This is a genomic window from Mailhella massiliensis, assembly GCF_900155525.1.
Classification (GTDB): Bacteria; Desulfobacterota; Desulfovibrionia; order Desulfovibrionales; family Desulfovibrionaceae; genus Mailhella; species Mailhella massiliensis.
On sequence record NZ_LT706943.1, the window covers coordinates 171,385 to 196,005 of the forward strand.

Here is a 24,621-nt window from a genome sequence, read left to right on the forward strand (position 1 = left end):
CCATTGTCACAAATAATACGAATGTGTCAATACGAGGGATGCCGGTGTCTCTTTCAGAATGAAATATTTTCTGTTCCAAGGTGATGTCATGAAGGTGATGTCATGAAGAAAAATAATGAGTATTTTTTTTAAAAATAACATAATATAAATAAAAATATGGCGCTATGTTCCTGTTTGTATGGGAGTTTGTATGCTTTTTATATGATAAAGGCAAAGGATATTGCAGGGTGTGGTGTACGGCAAGGGAAATGTCGGCCTCTGGATGCGGATTCTTGTGGAGCGTTGCAGGAAGTCTCTTGTTTTTTCGCACGGAGGAACAGCGTTCTGTACAAAAGAAGGTGCCGGTGTTTTCCGGCTGCGTTCCGGTTGTTCTCCGGCGAGGATGCCCGGAAGAGACGCCCGCCAAGGGAGCTGCGCGTTGCCGTTCAAAGGGACTTCTGCGGATGATGGCAGCGCTTCAAGCCGGGGAAAGGCGGCGGGTACCTGCGGGACGGCGAGGAAAAAGAGCATGAAGCAGGTGCGCAGATGCCGAAAAGAGCCCGTACGATATAAAAATCATTGCAAAAAATAATATTTTCTTGTGTAATTTATTATTTTTTATTCATACTGCAAAAGAGGATATATTTTGACTGATACTTGTAAACAAACACAGAACATTTTCATTTAATGTATCATATTTTGGAAATATTAATGAACATACTGTAGAAATATTGCCTTAATCGTGGTGATTTAACAGGAAAAAATTTGCGTCTGTAAGTGGTATGTTGACATTTTTTATGGAAAAAGCATATATTTTTTCATGTAGATGAAAGGAAAAGTATGCCTATGTTACAGTCGAATCTTTCCTCTTTGGCGTATGATCAGATTTTACAGAGCATTGTTTCCTTTGAACTGGCCCCGGGGACGGCGCTTCAGGAACGCAGCCTTGCGAACCGGCTGGAAATGAGCCGTACTCCGGTGAGGGAGGCCCTGCACAGGCTTACCTATGAAGGCTGGATACACAACAGCTTCAGGCGCAAGGTTATGGAAGTGAGGCCCGTTTCCGACAAGGATGTGGAAGAACTTCTGAACCTGCGCATGTTGCTGGAACTGTACGGAGTGAGGCGTATTTTTGAGGAGAAGGCCAATTCTCTGGTGGGTGGCGCGCTGATGGACATCGTAGCCATGATGCGGGCGAGCCAGTACCTGCCGGACTTCCATGCCATGGAATACATGGTCATGGACATGAAGTTCCACACCGTGCTCATGTACTTCGACGGTCAGCCCCGTCTGGGCAGGTTCTGGTCGCAGCTCAGTCTGGAATCCATACGTCTCGGCATCATGCTGATGCATCGTCATCACTTGGACAGAAATCTTATTACGGATTCCCATGAAGCCATTGCCCGGGGCATACTCAGGCGCAGAAAGAAAGAGACGCGCGATGCGCTGTTCTACCATAACGAACGCATCAGAAAGCAGACCTTTCATATGCTGGAAGGCATGGCGGGCGGATAACTCGTGGACGTGGCGGAGTCGCTGGTTTTCGCCTGCGGGAGCGCCCGCAGGCGGGAGATGGGAACACAGGGGGCGTTTTTCAGGCTCATGACGGGGAACCGCAGGGCCAGTTTCCGGCGTCCTGTTTTTTTGTAACGGAGGGAGACGGGATACATGAAAGTATGTGCCGTGCAGATGGATGTGAGGCGGGCGGACAGGGCGGCCAACCGGGAGACGGTGAGGCGCATGGTGGCGGAGGCCGTACACGGAAACGGGGCGCCCGACGTGTTCGTGCTGCCGGAACTCTGGTCCACGGGCTACGCTCTGGAGCGTGCCGGGGAACTTGCCTCCCCCATGGGCGAGGATGACGCCGCCTTCCTGGGCGGACTGGCCGTGCAGTACGGCGTATCCTTTGCCGGAGGTTCCGTGCTTTCGGCACGGGAAGGGCGGGTGTACAACCGCGCCCAGGTCATCGACAGGGAAGGGCGCTATATCGCCGGATACGACAAGATACATCTTTTCCGTCTCATGGAGGAGGACAGGTATCTTTCTCCCGGGGAAGGCGTGCTTTCCTTCACGCTCGGCGGTATGCGCTGCGCTTCGGTGATCTGTTACGACATACGCTTCTGCGAGCTGAGCCGCAGGCTGGCCGTGGAGGGAGCGGAGCTTCTTTTCGTCAGCGCCGAATGGCCGCTTGCACGTCATGAGCACTGGGAGACGCTGCTTCGCGCCCGCGCCGTGGAAAATCAGATGTATGTTGCGGCGTGCAACCGCTGCGGAACAACGGGAGAAGAGACGTTTGCGGGCCGCTCCATGATCATTGCCCCGGACGGGGAGGTGCTGGCCCGGGCGGGAGAGCGCGAAGAAGCGATATGCGCATCCGTGGAGCCTTCCTTCGTGCGGGAGGTGCGCGGCAGAATACCGGTGTTTCTCGACCGGGTCCCCCGGCTTTACTGAAGGCCGGGGGCAGTCGGAGCCGCTCCTTCCCCGGGGAAGGAGCGGCTTTGTTTTTTGGAGAGCGAAGCTGTTTTTTCGCGGGGGCAGGGCAGGTAAAGGAAAAGCGCCTTCAGGCCGGGCCTGAAGGCGCTTTTTTCATGCAGAGCGAGGGCTGCGTCAGATCTTGATGAAGCCGAGGGTGGCGCCCACGGAGGAGAGCAGCACGACGAGCAGAAGCACGGGAGCCAGCCAGGAGATGCAGACCCGGAAGATTTTTTCCCCGTGGAAGGCGGAGGAGATCTTCACTTCGGAAATGAGCGTGTCGATGCCCATGATGCGGCCCACGAGCAGGCAGGTGAGCATGGCGGCCAGGGGGCAGAGAATGAGGCTGGCGAGGAAGTCCATCATGTCGAGGATGCTGAGGCCGGCGATGGAGATGAAGTCCCACACGCCGAAGCCGAGGGAGCAGGGGATGCCGAGGGCGATGGCTTCGAAGGTCATGAACAGGGCGCTCTTTCTGCGCGACCAGTGCAGCTCGTCGGTAAGGGTGGAAACGCAGGTTTCCATGATGGAAATGCTGGAGGTGAGGGCGGCGAAGAACACCATGAGGAAGAACACCGCGCCGATGACGCCGCCGAAGCCCATGCTTTCAAAAACCTTGGGGATGGTGATGAACATGAGCGAAGGGCCGGCGTTCAGGGCTTCCGCCGTACCGCCGGAGAAGGCGAACACCGCGGGGATGATCATGAAACCGGCGAGCGTGGCGACCAGCGTGTCCATGAGGCCGATGCTGTAGGTGGCCTGCTCCACGTTGACTTCCTTCTTCATGTAGGAGCCGTAGGTGATGAGAATGCCCATGCCTATGGACAGGGAGAAGAAGAGCTGGCCGCAGGCCGCAACCACCGTCATGATGGAGAACTTGGAGAAGTCCGGCACCAGATAGTAGTAGATGCCCGCGCCCGCGCCGGGACGGGTCATGGAGTAGATGGCCACGATGACGGCAAGAATGAGCAGCAGCGGCATCATGACGCGGGAAGCGCGCTCCACGCCGCCTTCCACGCCCTTGAGGATGATGCCGAGGGTGCAGCCGAGGAAGATGAGGTGCCAGAGCACGGGTTCCCAGGTGGAGGAAATGAAGCCGCCGAAGTAACCGTCTGCGGCCACGGCGTCCACCTGCCCGACGACGTATTCAAAGAGGAATTTGATGATCCAGCCGCCGATGAGGCAGTAGTATGGCAGGATGAGCATGGGCACGACGGCGTTCACCCAGCCGCCGAACACCAGGAAGGGGTTGCTCTTCATCTGGCCGAAGGCGCGGTAGGCGCCCACGGGGCTGAGGCGCGTCTTACGGCCGAGGCTGGTTTCCGCCACGATGAGGGCGTAGCCGAAGGTGAGCATGAGAATGATGTAGACCAGCAGGAAGATGCCCCCGCCGTACTTGGCGGCGAGATAGGGGAATCGCCAGATGTTGCCGAGGCCCACGGCGGAACCCGCCACGGCGAGAATGAATCCTATATGGCCGGAAAAAAGCCCGCGGTTGCCTTTGCCCGAATCGGATGATGCCTGCTGCGACATACATGTCTCCTGAATGAAAAAGTGTTCTCGGCAGGATATAAGAAGGATGAGAAAATGACAAGTCGCAAAATTCTTTTCTTTGTCAGAAAGGGAAATCTTTCGGCCGGAAAAGCGTCCCTGCGCAGGGGGCGGGGAGCGATTAACAGTATTTTCATGAAAAATTCATGGGGGCGATACAATGATGCGGCGTGCGGATGATAGGGTGGGAACGGAAACTGCGGAGAGAATCCCTGTTCCGGCGTTTTTCCGCGCCGGCGGAGGGCATTCGTCCGCGTGTTTTCTCCGTGTTCCGTCCCTCTCTTTCCCGCACGGGGAAGAGAACGGTCGCCCCGGCATGATAATCTTGCCGGGCAGGGAATGTATCATCGTTTTTTCCGTCCGCCTCTGCTAGCTTTTCGGAAAACGGCGGGGCGTGCGGCGTGCTGCCGGGAATGTTCGCGCATTCCTTTATTTTCGCCATGGGAGGAAGAGGATCATGGAAGTCGTAAGCGTATCCGCCGCGCGGGTGTTTCCCGCCGTGGAGGTTGTCATGGATCGTACGTTTCAGGAGCGCCTGCATGCCGAGATCGAGGAGGAGAAGGAGCGCCTGCGATACCTGCGGGGGCTTTTTCAGGCCGAATCCATGCCCGACATGCTCGACAACGCCGCGCATCTGGAATCCGTCCGTTTTGCGGAGGTCCTTGCCGGGCGCAGCGCGAAAAGACTGCGTGAACTGCGCGCCCTTGAGGCCAAGGGGCCGGAGGTGAGACGTTTTTGTGAAGACTGCGGGGAACTTATCCCCGAGTCGCGCCTTCTGGCCGCGCCGGGATGCGTGTGCTGCCGTGCCTGCCAGGCCTTGCGGGACGGGGAAACGCGGCAGGATTCTTTGGGGGAAGATTGATTTTTGTCGGAGGTTGATCCGCATTTGTAATATTGTCGTCACATGGCTCTGGCATGCTTCTCCGCGTTTCAGGAGACCAAAGATCACGGAGAGAGAGTATGAACTTCTACACGGCCATGCAGCTTCTGGGCGGCGTCGGCATTTTTTTGTACGCCATTAAACTTATCAGCGAATCCCTTCAGATGCTTGCCGGCGAACGCCTGCGCAACATCATAGGTATGTTCACGAAAACGCCCGTTCTGGGCGTTTTTTTGGGTACGGCCGTCACCATGGTCATTCAGAGCAGCAGCGCCACCACGGTTATGACCGTGAGCTTCGTGGATGCCGGACTCATGACGCTGACGCAGGCCATCGGCGTCATCATGGGCGCGAACATCGGTACCACGGTCACGGGGCAGATTCTGGCTTTCCGTGTCAAGGATCTGGCCTATCTCTTCGTGCTTGTCGGCGTGCTGCTCATATTCACCTGCTCCTCCAAAAAGAAGTTGAAGCACCTCGGCGAGGGGCTGTTCGGCTTCGGCATGCTCTTCATCGGCATGCAGACCATGGAAAGCTCCATGGCTTTTCTGCGTGACAGGCAGGATATCTTCCTCGCCTTCAGCGACAACCCCCTCCTCGGGCTTCTCGCGGGCACGCTCCTTACGCTGCTCGTGCAGTCCAGTTCCGCCACCGTGGGCCTGACCATCGCGCTGGGTACGCAGGGCCTGCTGCCTCTTGAAGCGGCCATTCCCATCATTTTCGGCGACAACATCGGCACCACGGTCACGGCGGTGCTCGCCGCCCTGGGTACGGGCCGCGCCGCGCGTCAGGCCTGCACGGCTCACGTGCTCTTCAACGTCATAGGCGTGTGCATCTGGCTGCCGCTCATGCCGCTCTGGATAGGCGTCATCGCAGGCACTTCCGACTCCATCGGTCATCAGATCGCCAACGCCCACACGCTTTTCAACATCTGCAACACCATTCTCTTCCTGCCCTTCGTCAAGCCCTTCGCCGCGCTCATCCGCAAGATCATTCCCGACGGAGAACGCATCGACAGGCGCAACGCCGTGTACCTCGACCCCAACCTCATTCAGCGCACGCCCGTGGTTGCCGTGAGTGCGGTGCGCCATGAATGCCGCCACATGGGCGAGATGGTGGACGAACTCCTTGCCCATACGGAAAAGGTGTTCTTCGGCCAGAAGGACGAGGAGAAGGACAATGTTCTTCAGATGGAAGACAGGCTCGACAGCTTGGAAGATTCCATCCGTTCCTATGCCTCGGATATCATGCAGGCCGGTATTGACGGCAAGGATGCCGACATGCTGGAAGCGTGCGTGATCAGTGCGGGCGATCTGGAGCGCATAGGCGACAAGGGCAAGCGACTCATCGACTTTTATGAATACCGCAAGAAGCGCGGCGATGATTTCTCCCCCGAGGCTCTTGCCGAAGTGCGTTCGCTCTTCACGGCTACCCGCAAGGCCGTGAAGCTTGCGGTGAGCACCTTCGGCCCCGAACCCTTCACCGCGCAGCACAAAGCGGAGCTCGACGGCCTGGCCGATCATATCCGCGAACTTGAAGCGCAGCTTCGCGCAAGCCATGCCTCCCGCCTGAGCAACGGACACTGCTCCCCCGAGGCCGGGCTGGTATTCATCGACGTGCTCGGAGCCATAGAGCAGATAGCCTATCGCTCCAGAAAAATCGCCGACCATATGGCCGGTAAGCAGACAGCGGAGGCCTGATCGTGGCTGAGAAAAAGAAGGAATCCGCTCCGCGCGAGACGCGGAAAAAAGTGGATCTTACGGCGCATGACTATTACCTGAACCGGGAGTTGAGCTGGCTGGACTTCAACGCCCGCGTACTGGAAACGGCGCTGGATGAAAACCTTCCTTTACTGGAACAAACCAAGTTCCTGTCCATATTCTACAACAATCTCGACGAATTCTTCATGGTACGGGTGGCCAAGCTCCTGTACCGCTACAGGGAGGGCTCCGCCGGAGAGGAGGCAGAGGAGGGGGTGAACCCCTCCCGGCTGCTTGCGGAAATACGCCGCAAGGCCTCGGCGCTCATTGCCGCGGCCAGCGAACACTGGCTGAAGAAGCTTTCCCTTCAGCTTCGGGAAAAGGACGTGCATCTTGTGCGTTACGGAGAGCTTTCGGAAAAGCAGCGCCGTTTTCTGCTTTCCTATTTCCGCGACGAGATCTATCCCGTGCTCACGCCTCAGGCCATAGATCCGGGGCATCCTTTCCCCACCATTTCCAACCTCAGCCTGAACTTCATCATACGTCTTCAGGGGCGCGACGGGGCGGACCGCTTCGCCCGGCTGCGCTGCCCGAGCAACGTGCCGCGCTTCATTTTCATTCCCCGCAACAAGGAGGCCACCACCTACGCCTCCCTGGGGCTCAGGGCCAATGTGCGCGACGCCGACATCCTGCCGCTGGAAGAACTCATACGGGAACACCTCGGGCTGCTGTTCCCCGGCTACCGGGTCATGGATTCCGGGCTGTTCCGCATTACCCGCAATACCGACGTCACCATCGACGAGGATGAGAGCGACGACCTTCTGGAAGCCGTGCAGGACATGGTGGATCAGCGCCGTTTCGGCGGCGTGGTCAGGCTCGAGACGGCGCGGGGCATGTCCGGTTCTCTTTCGGAATTTCTCATCAAGAAGCTGGGACTCAAGCCCTTCCAGGTCTACCGGGTCAAGGGGCCTCTGGCCTTCGCCCAGTTCATGGCGCTCTACGGGCTGGACAGGCCGGGGCTCAAGACGCCGTCCCACACTCCGGCCCTGCCTTCCGAACTCCAGACGGATTCGCTTTTCCGCGTCATCCGGGGGCACGACGTCTTTCTGCATCATCCCTACGACTCCTTTACTCCCGTGGTCGATTTCGTGCAGAAGGCGGCGGAGGACCCCAGGGTCATTTCCATCAAGCAGACGCTGTACCGCGTGGGGAACGATTCGCCCATAGTACGCGCGCTCATCGAGGCGCGCCGGCGCGGCAAGCAGGTGACGGCCGTGGTGGAACTCAAGGCCCGCTTCGACGAGGAGCGCAACATCACCTGGGCCGAGGAGCTGGAGCGCGAAGGCGTGAACGTGGTGTACGGCTTCGTGGGCATGAAGATTCACGCCAAGCTCTGCCTTGTGGTGCGCCGCGAGGATGAGGGCGTGGTGAGCTATGCCCACATAGGCACGGGCAACTACAACGCCTCCACTGCGAAGCTCTACACGGACATGGGGCTGTTCACCTGCCACCCCGACATCTGCGCCGACATGACGGACCTTTTCAACGTGATGACGGGGTATGCGGTAAAGGACAATTACCGCGCGCTTCTGGTTTCCCCCAGCTCCCTGCGCCGTCGGCTCATCGAACAGATTCAGAATGAGATCGCCGTCTGCTCGCAGGGAGGGGAGGGCGAGATCATCATGAAGTGCAACCAGCTTGTGGACAGGAAGATCATCCGCGCCCTGTACATGGCCTCCATGGCGGGGGTGAAGGTGAAGCTTCTCGTTCGCGGCATCTGCTGCCTGCGTCCGGGGCTGCCGGGCGTGAGCGAAAACATCACGGTGCGTTCCATCGTGGGGCGTTTTCTGGAACATGCCCGCGTGTACTGGTTCCGCAACGGGGGCAACCCCTGCATGTTCATGGGCAGTGCGGACATGATGGTCCGCAACCTGGACCGCCGCATCGAGGTGCTCACTCCGGTGCTCGACGAGAACATACGCCGTACGCTGGGCGATATTCTGCGCCTTCAGCTTGAGGACAATATGCAGGCTTGGGAACTCAGGGGCGACGGCATGTATGCGCGCCTTCAGCCGGAGAATGAACAGGCGGGGGTGAATTCCCAGGAAAGGCTTCTCGGCTGACGGGGCTTTCCCGATACGGATATTTTTCATGGGAGAATCTGTTATGGAAGAAACGGCGAAAAAGATCGGCGGAAGAAGAAAAGGCGGCGGAAGGCGCGCGGGTGCGTCGAAAGGCGGCTCCCGGGTCGAAGCCGTGACCATGCTCCCGGTGACGGATGAAGGCGCGCTGCGCGAAGCGCCGGAAGAAAACGCGGCGCAGCCTGCGGAGGTTCCGGCTCAGGTGAGCGGAAGCGCCGCTCCAGAAGAGGCTCCGCGTGAAGAACGGGAGGCTGTCGTCGCCCCGGAGATTCCTTTCGAGGCTCCGGCGGAGGAAGCCGCCCTGCCGGAAGAGGAACGCAGATCACCCGGAGAACTGGAAGAGCTTCATGCGGAGCTTTTTTCGGAGGATCTGGATCAGAAGGCCGTGGAACAGATGTTCCGCTGGGCCAGAGAAGGGCATTCCGACGGTGAGACTGAGGAAGGCGGGGAGCTTTCCGGCACCGCTCTTCTGGAATCCGTGCGGCACGGGCGTCATGTGGCGGGGCTGCTGCTCAGACTTTTCGAAGCCCTTTCCTCCGTGCATCAGCTCGATGGGCGCTGGGCGAGACTTCTCGTACAGGCCTCTCTCTGGCACGATCTCGGTTTTGCCATGGGCGGAAGAAAGCGTCATCACAAGCGCAGCATGGAGATCATCGAGCGCAACGGCCATCTTTCCCTGGGCTTCGGCCTTGAGGAAAAGGACAGACCGCTTGTGGCGCTGCTTGCCCGCTATCATCGCCGCGCCTGGCCTTCCGTGAAGCATCGGCCCTTCGCCGCGCTCGCCCCGGAGGAAAGAAGCGCGCTTCAGCGCGCCGCCGCTCTGTTGCGCATGGCCGACGCGCTGGACTTCACCCACAGGGCTGCGGTGGAGGACCTGCGTGTCCGTGTGCGCCGCCGCAGCGCGACCATCACCTGCTTCGGCGCGCGTTCCTGCGCAAGAGAATGCCGCAGGACGCTGAAGAAGGGCGATCTTTTTGAAAAGCTGTTCGGCAGAAAGCTTGCCGTGACGCAGGGAAAGGAAGGTGACAGGGATGAGCGCTGAAGTGTCCGGCCGCGGCCGGACGGTAGCCATTCTTGATATGGGCTCCAACTCGCTGCGCATGATCATCGTGCGCATAGGCGGGAACAGGGTGACCAGCGTGCTCAATCAGGTGAAGCAGATGGTGCGGCTCGGCGAAGGGGCGTTCGAGAACCACATGCTTCAGCCCGAACCCATGCGCCGTACCGTGGCTGCGCTGCGCGGCTTTGCGGGCATGTGCCGCTCCTACGGGGTGGACGATGTGGTCGCCCTGGCCACGGCCGCCGTGCGCGATGCCGCCAACGGCCGCGACTTCATGGAAGAGATACGCCGCGAGACGGGATTCGACTTCACGGTGATTTCCGGCAGGGAAGAGGCGCGCCTCATCTGCCGCGGCGTGTCCGTGGCGCTGGAGCCTTTCGCGGGCAAGCGCATGTTCATCGACATAGGCGGCGGCAGTACGGAACTTTCCGTGGCCGAGGGGCTGGATATTCTGGAGCTGGAATCGCTGAAGCTCGGGGCCGTGCGTCTTGCCGGGCTTTTTCCCTGTTCCGGTCCGGTGAGTCCGCAGCGCTACGCGCAGATGCAGAAATATGTGCGCGATCATGCGGTGCTTCCTCTCCAGCGCATGGAGAAACAGGCCCCCGGCGAACTGGTCGGCAGTTCCGGCACCATTCAGAGTCTTGCGGAAATGGCCGTCGCCATGGCCCGGGAGGCGGGCAGAAAAACGGGCGACACGGCGGAGATGCTGAGTTACGACGGGCTGCGCCGCGTGGTGAAGGCCCTTTGCGAAAGAAACGAGGAGGAGCGCATGGCACTGCCGGGCATGAATCCCCGGCGCACCGGCATCCTCATTCCCGGCGCTGCCATACTGCAGACCATCATGGAGGAACTCGACTTCGATTCCGTGCGTGTTTCCGGCCGCGGCCTGAGGGACGGCGCCCTTGCCGACTATGTGGACGGTCTGTTCGAGGACAAGGGCAGGCTTTCCGTCCGGGAGAGCAGCGTACTCCGTCTGGCGAGGCTGTGCCGCTTCGAGGAAGTGCATTCCCGCCATGTGGCGCACATCGCCGTTCAGCTCTTCGATCATGCCCGGGAACTCGGACTGTACGGAGGCCCGGCCCGTATGCGCGAACTTCTGTATTACGCGGGCCTGCTGCACGATATCGGCATTTTCATTTCCTTCACCAGGCATAACGCGCACAGCCACTATCTCATTCAGAACAGCGAAATGCTGGGTTTCACGCAGAACGAGGTGTCGTTCATGGCGGCCCTGGCGCTGTTCCACCGCTACGGCTATACGAAGAAGGACAAGCTTGCGGTGGAACTTTCCGGTGAGTGGCAGGACGATCTGCGCCTGCTCTCCCTGTTCCTTTCCCTTGCCGAGGCTCTGGACAAGAGTCACCGGCAGGCCGTGACGAACACGGTTTTTGAGCGGAGGGACGACGGCGTGGCGCTCATCGTCACCACTTCTCTCCCCTGTCCCGTGGAGCAGGAGAGACTGAAGCGCTGCTTCAAGGCCATGGAAAAGTGTCTCGGCAAGACGCTGGTGCTGTGGAAAACGGAAGAATAACGCCTTTCCGGTTCGTGCCGTGCGCCCGGGACGTCGACTCGTCCCGGGCGTGTTTTTTTATGGTCGCCCCGGCGGGGCACGGCGCGGAGGATGCGTTTTTTTTCGGGATGTTTTCTGCGGGAAAGGTCGGGCTCATGCAAGGGATTTTCGGAACTTGCGACCCTGATTCTGGACATTGCCCGGAAAGTGATTAACCTTGCACCGAACCAGTAGACGGAAAACGCGGAGCGGTCTTTCCCGAAAGGAAAGGGGACTTCGCATTACAGGAGTATAACCATGTGGGAATATACCGAGACTGTCCGTGACCACTTCCTGCATCCGCGCAATGCCGGCGTGCTCGAAGACGCCAACGTCATCGGCGAGGCGGGAAGCCTTGCCTGCGGCGACGCTCTGAAGCTCATGCTCAAGGTCAACGAACAGGGCATCATTGAAGACGCGAAGTTCCAGACCTTCGGCTGCGCCAGCGCCATCGCTTCCAGCTCCGCCCTCACCGAACTCATCAAGGGCAAGCATATGGACGAGGCCGCAAAGCTGACGAACAAGGAAATCGCCGAGTATCTCGGCGGCCTTCCCAAGGAAAAGATGCACTGCTCCGTCATGGGCGAGGAAGCTCTGGAAGACGCGGTGCGCCACTGGAAGGGCCTGCCCTCCAAGGCTCACGCGGAAGAGGGGCGTCTCGTGTGCAAGTGCTTCGGCGTGACCGACCTTCAGATCATCAAGGTGGCCAGGGAAAACAACCTCACCACCGTGGAGGAAGTGACCGACTTCATCAAGGCCGGCGGCGCCTGCGGCAGCTGCAAGGACGACATTCAGTCCATCCTCGACAAGCTGCACGCCATGGACAAGCCCCTTCAGGAAATCCGTCCCGTGCCCCGCATGACCAACGTGCAGCGTATGCAGAAGGTCATGACCATCATCAATGAAGATATCGCCCCCCGCCTCGCTCTCGACGGCGGCAGCATAGAACTCGTGGACGTGGACGGCACCACCGTGGTGGTGGCCCTGCGCGGCGCGTGTTCCGGGTGCAGCGCCAGCCAGCTGACGCTGAAGAATCTGGTGGAAAAGACCCTGCGCGAGCAGGTGGATTCCGCCATCAACGTCGTGGAGGCGTAACATGGCCGACGTTACCGATGTGATCTATCTCGACAACAACGCCACCACCCGGGTCGCTCCCGAAGTGGTGGAAGCCATGATGCCCGCCTTCGGCCCGCTGTACGGCAATGCCTCCAGCATGCATACCTTCGGCGGGCAGATGGGCCGTTACATCTCCACCGCCCGTGAGCAGGTGGCCGGTATTCTCGGCGCCGATCCCGAAGAGATCATCTTCACGTCCTGCGGCTCCGAATCCGACAACTCCGCCTGGTATTCCGCCACGGAAACCCAGCCGGAAAAGCGCCACGTCATCACCACCAAGGTGGAACATTCCGCGGTGCTCGCCTACGGCCACTATCTCGAAGACAAGGGCTACGAAGTGACGTGGCTCGGTGTGGACGACAAGGGACAGATCAGCCTTGAGGAGCTTGAGCGCGCCATCCGTCCCGACACGGCTCTGGTTTCCATGATGTACGCCAACAACGAAACCGGCACCATCTTCCCCATCGCCAAGGTGGCGGAAATCGTGAAGTCCCGCGGCGTGCAGCTGCATGTGGACGCCGTGCAGGCCGTGGGCAAGGAAATCATCGATCTTTCCCGCCTGCCCATCGACTACCTGGCGCTTTCCGGTCACAAGCTCCATGCCCCCAAGGGCATAGGCGCGCTGTATGTCCGCCGCGGCACCCGCTTCCGTCCCTACCTGAAGGGCGGTCATCAGGAACGCGGCCGCCGTGCGGGTACGGAGAACGTGCCCTACATCATCGGCCTCGGCAAGGCCTGCGAACTGGCCGCGTCCAATCTGGATAAGGAACGTACGCAGGTTTCCGCCCTGCGCGACCGCCTGCAGGAAGGACTGCTTGCCGCCATTCCGCACTGCAAGGTCAACGGCGATCAGGCTCATCGCCTGCCCAACACCCTGAACATCTCCTTCGAGGCCGTGGAAGGCGAGGCTCTGCTGCTTCAGCTCGACCAGTATCACATCTGCGCAAGCTCTGGCTCCGCCTGCACGTCCGGCAGCCTTGAACCTTCCCATGTGCTGCGCGCCATGGGCGTGCCCTTCAACTACGCCCACGGTTCCGTGCGCTTCAGCCTGAGCCGCTACAATACCGCGGCGGAAATCGAACGCGTGATCGAAGTCATGCCCGGCATCGTGAGCGAACTGCGCAAGATTTCTCCGTTCGCAAGCTTTCTGAAGAAGTAGAGATCCGTGCCGCGCCTCGTGCGGCGCGCATGAAAAAGCCCGCTTCCGTTCAACGGAAGCGGGCTTTTTCATCGTGGCCGGTGGCGGCCGTTTTTCATTCTCCGGTGAGATTTCTGTGCAGAAGCTCGTGCTCTCTGCCCTTGAGCAGGGTGGAGTAGAGCGTATCGAGCAGGGGATTTTCGCTGGTTTTCTTTATCTGCATGTTGATGTCGGCTTCATAGAGCGAATCGCGGCGCGGCCGGAACATGCCGACGCCGGAGGAGGAAACGGGCTGCCCTCCGCCCATGATGCAGCCTCCGGGGCAGGCCATGAATTCCACGAAGTCGTAATGTTTTTCTCCCGCGCGGATGGCGTTCAGGAGCGTGTCGGCGTTGCGCAGTCCGCTCACCACGGCCGCATGAAGTTCCCTTTCGCCGTAGCGGAAGGTGAATTCCCGCAGGCCTTCCTCGCTGCGTACGCCTGCGCGCTTGAGCTCGTCGATTGCCGTACGGTTGTGCCCGGCGATGAAGTTGCGCAGCACCGCTTCCGTGACGCCGCCGCTCGCGCCGAAGATGAGTCCCGCGCCCGAGGTTATGCCGAAGGGCATATCGGCCGCGTCCTTTTCCGCGCCGTTCAGGGTCAGGCCGTAGGTCTGTATCATGCCGACGAGTTCTTCCGTCGTCAGCACGAAGTCCACGTCCTGCCTGCCGTGGGTATGGGATTCGGGGCGCAGGATTTCATCCTTCTTCGCCGTACAGGGCATGATGGCCACGGAAACGAGGCGGCGCCCCTTTTCGTCGGGAATCTGTTCGTCCCAGGCGCGCAGCACCGCGCCGAACATCTGCATGGGAGAACGGCAGGTGGAAAGATGGGGAATGAAGTCGGGGTGCTTCTTTTCGCAGAAGCGTACCCACGCCGGGCAGCAGCTCGTGAACAGCGGAAGATTCTCGCCCGAGGCGAGGCGCTTCTCCAGCTCGCGGCTTTCTTCGGCCACGGTAAGATCCGCACCGAAGGCGGTATCGTAAACTTCTTCGAAGCCCAGCCGGTGCATCACCGTGACAAGGCGGTTCATCACGTTCTTTCCGGCGGGGAAGCCGAACCTGTCGCCTATGGCCGTGCGTACCGCAGGGGCTACCTGCGCCACCACGCGGGTTTCGGGGTCCGCCAGGGCGGCCCACACTTCGTCCACATTGTTCTTGATGGAAATGGCGCCTGTGGGGCAGACCACACGGCACTGGCCGCAGCCCACGCAGTCGGTTTCGGCCAGGCGCCGGTTGTAGGCGGGCGTCACCAGCGTGGCCACGCCCTTGCCCGCAAAGTCGAGGGCGTCCACGGCCTGAATGTTGTCGCACATGCGCACGCAGTCGCCGCAGAGAATGCACTTGCTCGGCGTGCGTACGATGCAGTTGGAACTGTTGTCCACCTCATGGTGTTCCTGAACGCTTTTGAAGCGCACGCCTCGTACGCCCATGCGTTCGGCAAGGTTCTGGAGATGGCAGTCGCCGTTCTTGTTGCAGGTGGTGCAGTCGCGGTCGTGGGATGCGAGCAGAAGCTCCAGAAGCGTGCGGCGGTAGCGCCTCAGCTCCGGCGTATTGGTTTCTATGTTCATGCCGTCGCGCGGCTTGACCGTGCACGAGGCGAAATACCGGCCTTCGTCGTCCTTGACCGTGCAGAGGCGGCAGGCGCCGTACACGGAAAGTTCCGAAACGTAGCAGAGCGTGGGCAGGTCGATGCCCGCCTTGCGTATGACCGTAAGTACATTGGCTTCATCGGTGAATTCGACGCGGATGCCGTCGATGATCATGCTGCCCATGGTTAATCCTTGATGGAAATGGCGCCGAACTTGCAGTTCATCATGCAGGTGCCGCACTTGATGCAGGTTTCATGGTTGATGACGAAGGGCTGGCGGACGACGCCGGTGATGGCATTCACCGGGCAGCTGCGCGCGCATTTGGAGCAGCCCTTGCAGCGTTTGGGGTCGATATCGAAAAAGATGAGTTCCTGATAGGGGCCGGGCAGGTACTCTTCAATGACGCGCTCCTCTCCGCCCTGATGTTCCAGAACGGACAGAACCTGCCGTGCGATGCTCTTGCCGAGGCCGCAGCGTGCCGTATGGTCGATGAGTGCTCCGAGCTCGGAAAGAAGCCCCAGTTCCTCCGGGGTGGGGAAGGGCTGTTCCGAGGCGACAAGAATCTGCTGCATCTGCCTTGTGCCTTCACGGCAGGAAATGCATTTGCCGCAGCATTGATCGCTGGTGAATTTTTCAAGAACGGCCAGGGCCTTTTGTGTTTCCGGTGACTTTTCCATGGTGGGCGTCCGAAAGGAAGGGAAAATGTTGACCGCGAAGGAGAGCGACTCGGCGCTCTGTACGGCGGGGACGCGGCATGTTCCGGCCGTTTGCCGGGCCGGAATATCCGCCGTGCTGTCGGGCCTGTCGGGGATGTCCCGGAAATGCCCGCCACGCGCTTTAATGAACAAGCACTATCCGTACGAGGCTGAGTTGTAAAGTCTGCACCCTGCATTTCATAATGGAACAAGGTAAAGGGGGGACGCAGCCTGTTCAGGGGGCCTCTCTTGACGCGTTTTCTTCCCGCAGTTACAAATAAAACAACAAGATGTGAACTGTTTGCCGCGTTTGTCGCGGATGTTTCGGGAGAACGCAATATGGACATCACGGTGGAGTCTGTTCTTGCCATGGCCCCCGACGATGCGTCGATCAAGGCGGCGCGCGGCCTGGCTTCGCCCGGAAAATGGCAGTCTCTCGGCTTTGATGAGTCCGCCGTGTGGGGGCTCTGCCAGGGAAGCGGCTCCAAACCCTATCAGGTAAGGGTGGATCTTTCCGGGCCTGTCTGCGCATGCTCCTGCCCCAGCCGGAAAATACCCTGCAAGCATTCCCTGGCTCTTCTGCTGCTTATGGCGCAGCATAGCTCCTCCTTTACCGAGGGGGAGAGACCGGAGTGGGTGGCGGAGTGGCTTGCGGCCCGTCAGGCCCGCGCAGCGAAGAAGGAAGAAGGGCAGACCAGAAAGAAGAGCGCCGCCGTTTCTCCCAAAAAGGAGGCCGCCCGTCTTGAACGCATGAAGGCGGGGCTTGAGGAGCTTTCCCGCTGGATGGAGGATCAGGTACGCTGCGGGCTTTCTTCTCTTTCCGGGCAGTACGGCGAATGGAGCAGGCTTGCCGCGCGCATGGTGGATGCGCAGGCCCCGGGAGCTGCGGCCAGGCTGCGGAGTATGGAAGGCCTTGTGGACCGCGGAGATGACTGGCCTGCGGAAGTACTCGGCAGACTCGGTGAACTTCAGCTTCTCGCGGACGCCTTTTCCCGTATGGATACGTTTTCTCCTGCGGAAAAAGCCGACGTGCGCACCGCTCTCGGCATGGCTCCCGACAAGGAAAGCGTGCTCTCCGGTGAAGACCGGGTTGAGGACGTATGGATCGTGGCAGGCGTGAGCTTTGAGGAAGAGGACAAGCTCTGGCAGCGGCGCGTGTGGCTTTATGGGCACTCTTCCGGCCGCATGGCGCTTCTTCTGGATTTTTCCCACAAAAGCCGCGTGTTCGAGCATTCCTTTTCCGCGGGCGACCATGTGCGCGCCACGCTTGCCTTCTACCCCGGAGCTTTTCCTCTGCGTGCCGTGGTGGCGGAGGGGCCGGTATCCGTCTCCAGAGAACCCATACCTTCCTTCCCGCTGGACGATGCGCTCCTGCTTATGGCGCGCGCCGTGGCCGCCAACCCCTGGCAAAGGCCGTTGCCGCTGTTTTTTTCCGGGGCGCGGCTCTTTTGCGAGAACGATACCTGGCGTCTTCTGGTCGGCGATGAGCGCGAAATCGCTCTTGCCATGACCGACGCAGAGGCGTGGGAGCTTCTGGCACGCAGCGGCGGACATCCGCTCACCGTGTGCGGAGAATGGGACGGCAGGGCGCTTCGTCTTGCCGGGGCATTTGTTCAAACGGAATCCTGAAAGGGAGGATGCCATGGATTCCAGGCTCAGCATGCTTGGTTCGCAGGCCCTGCTCGGCACGGAACGGCGTGCGTCAGCACTGCCTGTCGACGATACCCCCTGCGGTCTTCTTCTGAAGGATATTGCGGCCGCATCAAACGGCAATGATGCCGCAGCGCTGCTGCGCGGGGCCGGTGCGGTGTTTGTCTGCGAAAGGGCGGGCTTTGTGCCGCAGAAGAAGTCCGAGGCCGTGCTTCCGCCATCCTGTCCGGAAGAAAAGCGCGACATGCTGCCGGAAAACAGTCCTGTGGTGGAGATGCTCGGGGAAATTTTCCGGAACGGCTTTTTCCGCCTGCAGCGGGAAGCCATAGCATACCTTGCTCAAAGAAATATGGTACTGCCGTATTCTCTGCTGGTACCGGCTCTGGCCATGGGGCGGGAGACTCCGGCGCTGCGTCCTTCTCTTTCCCGTATCCTCGGAGAACGGGGGCTGTGGCTTTCCGAACGCAATAGTGCCTGGAGCCTGTTTGCCGCTTCCTCTGAAGAAGCACTCGACCCGGAAGACTGGGAGCACGGCCGCCCGGCGCAGCGTAAGGCTTTTTTCCTGCTGGAGCGTTCCCGCGCTCCCCGCTTCGCGAGGGAAAGGTTCGAGCGAGACCTTGCATCCATGGGGGCGACGGAACGCCGGGAACTGCTTGCCCTTTTTTCCTGCAATCTGAGCATGGAGGATGAAGATCTGCTGGAACGCCTTCTGAGGAAGGATCGCAGCCGGGAAGTGAAAAAGGCGGCGGCCGATCTGCTTTCCCGTCTGCCGGGCAGCCGTTATCTGGAACGCATGGGCGCGCGCCTTGCTGCCTGCCTGCAACTTTCTTCTGCGGAAAGGAGTGAAGGAGGGCTGCGTGCTGAGCTTGGGCGCATCGTCTCTGCGGTGACGGGGCGCGGACAGAAGGAATTCATCGTTCCGCCGGAAACGTATGAGTCTTCCTGGGCGGAAGACCTCATCAGCGAAAAAACGCCTTTGTCCCGCCTGGGGCCCAGGGCGGGGTGGCTGTATCAGATGGCTTCCGCCATGCCGCTTGTATGGTGGACGAAGCACACGGGCAGAACTCCCGAAGAACTGCTGGAACTTTCGGATCATTCGGAATGGAAGGATGCTCTTCAGCTGGCCTGGGGCGACGCTTTTCTCCGTGAGCCCGACGCGGCCTGGGCGCACGCCATGCTTAGGCATGTGAAGAAGGGCGGCGTATGGCCGAGCAGCTCGGGCGAAAAGCTCGACGTCTTCCGTCTTGCAGGAACCTTGAGCGGGAGCGAACGTGACAAGGCCTGGGAGGAAATGCTTACGGCAAAGAATCTGCCCGAACTTCTGCAGAATATCCGCGCCCGTCAGGAGGAGGGCTACCTTATGTCCTCTTCTCTTGCCAAAAGAGCTCTTTTTCTCATGAAGGAGAGGCTTTCCGCAAAAAGCTGGGACTACTCCCTTGCTCCCGTAGCCGGAGAACTTGCCGCTCTGCTTCCTGCGGACATGCTCCCTGCCGCGCGTGAGATGCTTGCCTTTCCGCCGGAGAGCGATTCGCCCAACCGCAACATCGCCGACATGTTTGCCGCCGTCGCCCTTCAGCGTGAGGAGCTCGGCAGATATTTTTCCGTACCGTCAACCCAATAAAGGGGTGTTATGACCATGGCAGAAGAAAAGAACGGCGCTTCCTCCCGTGTCCTGCGCCGGCACGCCGAACAGCAGTTTGCCGAAGAACTGGCCGAACTGAAAAAGGCCGATACTCGTCCCCGCCCCGAGAGGTGGGAACTTTCTCCCTGGGCGGTCTGCACCTATCTCATGGGCGGCACGCTGGAAAACGGCTTTGAAGTGACGCCCAAGTACATAGGCAGCAGGCGTCTTATGGAAATAGCCGTAGCCACGCTGGCCACGGATCGCGCGCTTCTGCTCTACGGCGTGCCGGGCACGGCCAAATCGTGGGTTTCGGAACACCTCGCCGCAGCCGTAAGCGGCGATTCCACGCTCATCATTCAGGGCACGGCGGGAACGAGTGAAGAGCAGATGCGCTACGGCTGGAACTACGCCGAGCTGCTCGCCAAGGGGCCGTCGCGTCATGCGCTGGTGGAAAGCCCGCTCATGCGGGCCATGGCGGAAGGGCGTATCGCCCGCATTGAAGAGCTGACCCGCATCCCGGCGGATGTGCAGGATACGCTCATTACCATCCTTTCGGAAAAGTCTCTGCCCATTCCCGAACTCAACGAGGAAGTGCAGGCCGTGCGCGGCTTCAACGTCATAGCCACGGCCAATAACAGGGACAAGGGCGTCAACGAACTTTCCTCCGCGCTCAAGCGCCGCTTCAATACCGTGGTGCTGCCCGTGCCCGCCACGGAAGATGAGGAAGTGGCCATTGTGGAAAAGCGTGTCAGGGAAATGGGCAGAAGCCTGGAACTGCCTGCCGAGCCTCCCGCGCTGGAGGAAGTGCGCCGTGTGGTGCGCGTATTCCGCGAACTTCGCAACGGCAAAACGGAAGACGGCAAAATCAAGGTCAAAACGCCCTCCGGTACACTGAGTACGGCGGAAGCCATTTCCGTGGTGAACAGCGGCATGGCGCTGGCCGCACATTTCGGCGACGGGAGCCTCCGCGCGGCCGACGTGGCGGCGGGGCTCGTGGGGGCCATCGTCAAGGACCCCGTTCAGGACCGCGTGATCTGGCATGAATACCTGGAAACCGTCATGAAGGAACGGAGCGACTGGAAGGACCTGTACCGCGCCTGCCGCGATGTGGATTGAACATGGACCAGGACAGAATTCGTATTTTCGGCATACGCCATCACGGGCCGGGATGCGCACGCAGTCTTTCCCGGGCTCTGGAGGAGTGGCAGCCGGACTGTATTCTGCTGGAAGGCCCTCCCGAAGGGGAGAGCGTGCTCTCCTTCCTTGACGATGAGGCCATGGCGCCGCCCGTGGCGCTGCTGGTGTATGCGGAGGATGACGCCCGCTTTGCCTCCTTCTTTCCTCTGGCGGAGTATTCTCCCGAATGGAAGGCGCTGCGTTATGCCCGGCGGAAGAATATTCCGCTGCGTTTCATGGATCTTCCCGTTTCCGTGGCGCTCGCCGTGCAGAAGGAACAGGAAGCGGAGCTGCAGAGAGCGGCCGACGAGGCGCAGCACCGGAACGTAGAACCGGATGACGCCGGAGTTCGCCCGGAACCTGATCCTGACCAGGAGTCTTCGGATGAAGAGAAGCCGGAAGGCAGGCCTTTTGATCCGCTGGACGAAATTGCCGCCGTTGCCGGGTATGAAAACGGCGAGGCATGGTGGAACGCCATGATTGAAGAGCGGATGGACGGCCTTGAGCTGTTCGACGCCATCCGCGAATTCATGACGGAAATGAGGGCGGAGCGCGACAGCGCGGGATTCGTTCCGCCGGAAGAGGAGATGCAGCGCGAGGCGCACATGCGTACATGCCTGCGCCGCGCCGGAAAGGAAGGCTTTCAGCGCATTGCCGTGGTGTGCGGTGCGTGGCATGTGCCTGCACTGGAAGCGAAGATACCCGTCAAAGAGGACAACGCCTGCCTGAAGGGGCTTCCCCGCATGAAGGTGGCGGTCACCTGGGTGCCTTGGTCCTATGCTTCTCTGAGCGTCGTCAGCGGATACGGTGCGGGCGTCTGTTCCCCCGCATGGTATGAACACGTTCTGCGCGGAGCGGACATGGATGCGCGCGCCGTAAGCTGGCTGACCATGGCGGCGCGTCTGTTCCGCGAAGAGGGGCTGGACTGTTCCCCCGCTCATATCATTGAGTGTGCAAGGCTGGCCGGAACGCTGGCCTCTTTACGTCATCGTCCCGGTCCGGGCCTGGCGGAACTTTGCGAAGCTCTGCAGACCGTGGTCTGCATGGGAGATACGGCTCCCATGCGCCTTATCGAACGGCGGCTCATCATCGGTGAAAAACTCGGCAGTGTGCCGGAACAGGTTCCCGTGGTTCCTCTTCAGAGGGATATCGAGCGGCATCAGAAAAAGCTCAGGATGAAGCCCGAGGCCTCGCAGAAGCTGCTGGATCTCGATCTGCGTCAGGAGACGGATCTTCTCCGCAGCCGAATGCTGCACCGTATGCAGCTTCTGGACATCCCCTGGGGAACGGGGCGGCGCGAAGGCGGCGGCAAGGGGACGTTCCATGAACTGTGGCAGCTTCAGTGGGAACCGAAGCTCGTCATCAACATCATCCATGCCAGTTCCTGGGGCAATACGCTTCTGGAGGCTGCGGAAAGGCGCACGGCCGATCTGGCCTCCCGGGCGGACCTTGCAGAGCTTGTCCGCCTGGTGGATGCCGCGCTGCTTGCCGATCTTGGGGGAATCATCGGGAGTCTTGCCGAAGCGGTGAGCGCACGGGCCGCACTCAGTACCGATACGGTGGAACTTCTTTCCGCCCTGCCCGAGCTTGTCCGTCTTGCCCGCTACGGCGATGTGCGCGGTACGGATACGGGCATGGTGCTGACGCTGGTGGAAGGGATGGTGCCTCGTGTGTCCGTGGGGCTGCATGCTGCCTGTACAGGACTTGATGAGGACAGTTCCCTTCCGCTGGGAGAAAAGCTGCGTTCCGCGCACGATGCGCTGCGCCGCATGAACAAAGAGGAACTTTCCGCCCAGTGGCATGCGGCCCTGCAGCGCCTCGTTCCGGAAGAAAGCGGTGTGCACGCCTGCCTTCGCGGTCTGGCGGCAAGGCTGCTTTTCGACAACGATGTGCTTTCCGCACAGGATGTGGCCGTTCAGATGGGACTTGCTCTTTCTCCTGCTTCCGAGCCGGAAGCGGCGGCGGCCTGGCTTTCTTCCTTCCTCGGGCAGAGCGCCATGCTGCTCATGCATGACGATACGCTCTGGAGCATGGTGGACGCCTGGCTGACCGCTCTTTCCGAAGATCAGTTCGTGGCGGTTCTGCCCATGCTGCGCCGTACCTTTACGGCGTTTTCCGCACCGGAACGCAGGCAGCTTGCCGAGCGTGCCCGCAGAGGCGGCGCTGCAGTATCCGTTGTTTCGAGAGAAACGGAGGAGAGAGACGAGGAACGTGCGGCGCTTCCGATTCCGCTTTTGCGCAGATTGCTCGGTCTTGCCGAAACGGCGCAGGGAGGGGAGGTGATACATGGATAATACTCAGGATAAGGAGCGCATGCGGCGCTGGGTACTTGCTCTGGGCGATGAGGCCGTGAACTGCTGTGCCGATATTCCGTTGAGCGACGAGGACAAGGGCATAAGCGAGGCTCTTTCTCTGCTTTACGATCGTGGAGATGAAGGCCGGGGCCTGAGGGGCGGAAGCGGCGCTTCTTCCCCCCGCGTGGCTCGCTGGCTGGGCGATATCCGCAAGTACTTTCCCTCCTCCGTGGTGCGGGCCATGCAGAAGGATGCCTTCGACCGTCTGCATCTCAGAGATATGCTTCTCCAGCCGGAAATGCTCGATTCCGTACAGCCGGACGTACATCTTATTTCCACGCTCATGTCGCTGAACGGCGTCATTCCTCCAGAAACGCGGGAAACCGCGCGCCTGGTAGTACGCAAGGTGGTGGAAGAGCTTTTAAAGCAGCTTGAGGAACCCATGCGTTCCGCCGTAAGCGGCGCGCTCAACAGGGCCGTGCGCAATCGTCGTCCCCGTGCTGCGGAAATAGACTGGAATCGTACCATACGCGCCAACCTGCGCCACTGGCAGGAAGAATACCGCTCTCTGGTGCCGGAAACGCTGATAGGCTTCGGCCGCAAGGCGCAGAGGCCGCAGAGGGAGGTCATTCTCTGCATCGACCAGAGCGGCTCCATGGCGGATTCCATTGTATATTCCAGCATCTTCGGTGCGGTCATGGCCTCTCTGCCCGCCGTGCGTACCCGCCTTGTGGTGTTCGATACCTCGGTGGTGGATCTTACGGAAGAAATGCGCGATCCCGTGGATGTGCTTTTCGGCGTTCAGCTCGGCGGCGGTACCGACATCAATCGGGCCGTGGGCTACTGCCAGTCGCTCATCACGGACCCGCGCAATACCATTATGGTGCTCATCTCCGACCTGTATGAAGGCGGCGTGGAAAAGAATCTGCTCCAGCGTGCGAACGAGCTTGTGCAGTCCGGCGTGCAGTTCATCACGCTGCTGGCTCTGAGCAATGAAGGAAGTCCCTTCTACGACAAGAGTCTTGCCGGAAAGCTTGCCGCATTGGGAGTACCCTGCTTTGCCTGCACGCCGGATATCTTCCCCGGTATGATGGCCGCAGCCATCCGAAAGGAGGATGTCTGCCTCTGGGCGGCGCAACAGGGGGTGGTCACCACTCCTGCCGCAAGGTGATCTTCCTGAAGGTTATCGGCGTGAGCAACGCACCGGAAAACATGGACCGGGGGAGGCATATCCCCCGGTTTTATCTTTAAAAGACATTTCGGAGAAGTGTGTTGCCTCTCTGCGGCACGAGGGGAGGCGGCGGACTTTTTCGGGAGAATATGGAGAGATGGAGATACGGGACCGCCGCATAACGGGGGGAAACAATCAGAATCAGGGAATGTGACATAAGATATTCTCCCGCAGATGGATATGCTGCGTTTTTCATGCCGGGTCAGGCGATATGCGCCTGAGGGCAGAACGCGTGCTTGGGCGAGGTCCTCGGAAGCTTTCGGAGAAGGCATGATTTTTTCCCGGGGATACGGGGCATGTTTTCCGTTTTTTTGCATTTCCGGGGGATTAGTGCCGGAAAACGGCATCTCGGAAGAGGATGACGAAGAAATTTCTTTTTAAAAGAAGATAAATTTTATCAGCGAGATATGGTGATCCTGTGAAAAAATCTCTCGAAAAATGCGAAAAAAGTGTTTGACAGAACGGGGGGAAACGGGCATAACTCGAAAACGCGCTGAGGCACAGCGGTTCAAACGAGTCCACGCCGAAGGCGCTTCGCTGGAAAGAAACTTTGAAAAAAGTTGTTGACAGCGGAAACGAAAAGTTGCATAAAGCAACACCGCCGCGAGTGAGCGGCACGGTTCTTTGACAAGTGAAGAGCGAGTTGGGAAATAGAGCTTTGAGTTCGATTTGAGAACTTCGGTTCTCTGAATCAAATACTTTTCAACTGGAGAGTTTGATTCTGGCTCAGATTGA

The 24,621-nt window shown here is 59.9% G+C and carries 18 protein-coding genes; 14 read left to right on the top strand and 4 right to left on the bottom strand.

The window, feature by feature from the left end; all coding sequences use genetic code 11:
• Positions 1–819: 819 nt before the first annotated feature.
• Together CZ345_RS04445 and CZ345_RS04450 are read left to right on the top strand one after the other, a co-directional pair.
• Positions 820–1,494 carry a GntR family transcriptional regulator gene (locus CZ345_RS04445; protein WP_083717131.1) on the top strand — a complete coding sequence of 225 codons (675 nt, stop codon included), beginning with the start codon at positions 820–822 and terminating at the stop codon, positions 1,492–1,494.
• A 153-nt stretch (positions 1,495–1,647) separates the two neighbouring features.
• Positions 1,648–2,430, top strand: coding sequence for a carbon-nitrogen family hydrolase (locus CZ345_RS04450; protein ID WP_077071984.1), 783 nt, complete (start codon positions 1,648–1,650; stop codon positions 2,428–2,430).
• A 156-nt stretch (positions 2,431–2,586) separates the two neighbouring features.
• On the opposite strand, the gene CZ345_RS04455 is transcribed toward CZ345_RS04450, so the two are convergent.
• On the bottom strand, positions 2,587–3,984 hold the full coding sequence (locus CZ345_RS04455; protein WP_077071985.1) for a sodium-dependent transporter: 1,398 nt from the start codon (positions 3,982–3,984) through the stop codon (positions 2,587–2,589).
• A gap of 475 nt (positions 3,985–4,459) precedes the next feature.
• Between CZ345_RS04455 and CZ345_RS17335 the strand changes: the two genes are divergently transcribed.
• The 7 genes from CZ345_RS17335 (at position 4,460) to nifS (ending at position 13,607) form a co-directional block, all read left to right on the top strand.
• On the top strand, positions 4,460–4,864 hold the full coding sequence (locus CZ345_RS17335; RefSeq protein WP_077071986.1) for a TraR/DksA family transcriptional regulator: 405 nt from the start codon (positions 4,460–4,462) through the stop codon (positions 4,862–4,864).
• Positions 4,865–4,962: 98 nt separating this feature from the next.
• Positions 4,963–6,582 (top strand): Na/Pi cotransporter family protein, encoded by a 1,620-nt coding sequence (locus CZ345_RS04465; RefSeq protein WP_077071987.1) that lies wholly within the window; start codon positions 4,963–4,965, stop codon positions 6,580–6,582.
• Between the two features lie 2 nt (positions 6,583–6,584).
• Positions 6,585–8,705 carry a polyphosphate kinase 1 gene (gene ppk1, locus CZ345_RS04470; RefSeq protein ID WP_239446610.1) on the top strand — a complete coding sequence of 707 codons (2,121 nt, stop codon included), beginning with the start codon at positions 6,585–6,587 and terminating at the stop codon, positions 8,703–8,705.
• Between the two features lie 28 nt (positions 8,706–8,733).
• Positions 8,734–9,765, top strand: a complete 1,032-nt coding sequence (locus CZ345_RS04475; protein WP_077071989.1) for a hypothetical protein — start codon at positions 8,734–8,736, stop codon at positions 9,763–9,765.
• Positions 9,755–11,314: a Ppx/GppA phosphatase family protein gene (locus CZ345_RS04480; RefSeq protein ID WP_077071990.1), complete on the top strand. Its 1,560-nt coding sequence runs from the start codon at positions 9,755–9,757 to the stop codon at positions 11,312–11,314. Before CZ345_RS04475 ends, CZ345_RS04480 begins: the two co-directional genes overlap by 11 nt.
• 276 nt (positions 11,315–11,590) lie before the next feature.
• Entirely contained in the window at positions 11,591–12,427 is an 837-nt protein-coding gene (gene nifU, locus CZ345_RS04485; protein ID WP_077071991.1) for a Fe-S cluster assembly protein NifU, read from the top strand.
• 1 nt (position 12,428) lies between these two features.
• Positions 12,429–13,607 (top strand): cysteine desulfurase NifS, encoded by a 1,179-nt coding sequence (gene nifS, locus CZ345_RS04490; protein WP_077071992.1) that lies wholly within the window; start codon positions 12,429–12,431, stop codon positions 13,605–13,607.
• A 94-nt stretch (positions 13,608–13,701) separates the two neighbouring features.
• Here nifS and CZ345_RS04495 read toward each other — a convergent pair whose 3' ends face one another.
• Positions 13,702–15,399 carry a [FeFe] hydrogenase, group A gene (locus CZ345_RS04495; RefSeq protein WP_077071993.1) on the bottom strand — a complete coding sequence of 566 codons (1,698 nt, stop codon included), beginning with the start codon at positions 15,397–15,399 and terminating at the stop codon, positions 13,702–13,704.
• 2 nt (positions 15,400–15,401) lie between these two features.
• The gene (locus CZ345_RS04500; protein WP_144277241.1) at positions 15,402–15,893 is read right to left on the bottom strand and encodes an NADH-ubiquinone oxidoreductase-F iron-sulfur binding region domain-containing protein; all 492 of its coding nucleotides are present in this window, start codon (positions 15,891–15,893) and stop codon (positions 15,402–15,404) included.
• 357 nt (positions 15,894–16,250) lie between these two features.
• On the opposite strand from CZ345_RS04500, the gene CZ345_RS04505 reads away from it, so the two are divergent.
• The 5 genes from CZ345_RS04505 to CZ345_RS04525 are packed head-to-tail and all read left to right on the top strand — an operon-like array spanning position 16,251 to position 23,826.
• Positions 16,251–17,540, top strand: coding sequence for an SWIM zinc finger family protein (locus CZ345_RS04505; protein ID WP_077071995.1), 1,290 nt, complete (start codon positions 16,251–16,253; stop codon positions 17,538–17,540).
• Positions 17,541–17,553: 13 nt separating this feature from the next.
• Positions 17,554–19,182 (top strand): DUF5691 domain-containing protein, encoded by a 1,629-nt coding sequence (locus CZ345_RS04510; protein WP_077071996.1) that lies wholly within the window; start codon positions 17,554–17,556, stop codon positions 19,180–19,182.
• Positions 19,183–19,191: 9 nt separating this feature from the next.
• A complete protein-coding gene (locus CZ345_RS04515) occupies positions 19,192–20,301 on the top strand; it encodes an ATP-binding protein (protein ID WP_077071997.1) in 1,110 nt (369 codons plus the stop codon).
• 2 nt (positions 20,302–20,303) lie between these two features.
• Entirely contained in the window at positions 20,304–22,655 is a 2,352-nt protein-coding gene (locus tag CZ345_RS04520) for a DUF5682 family protein (protein WP_077071998.1), read from the top strand.
• The gene (locus tag CZ345_RS04525; protein ID WP_077071999.1) at positions 22,648–23,826 is read left to right on the top strand and encodes a VWA domain-containing protein; all 1,179 of its coding nucleotides are present in this window, start codon (positions 22,648–22,650) and stop codon (positions 23,824–23,826) included. Before CZ345_RS04520 ends, CZ345_RS04525 begins: the two co-directional genes overlap by 8 nt.
• A gap of 437 nt (positions 23,827–24,263) precedes the next feature.
• Here CZ345_RS04525 and CZ345_RS17155 read toward each other — a convergent pair.
• Positions 24,264–24,621 (bottom strand): hypothetical protein (locus CZ345_RS17155; RefSeq protein ID WP_204224217.1); only part of this gene is annotated, 358 nt, incomplete at its 5' end.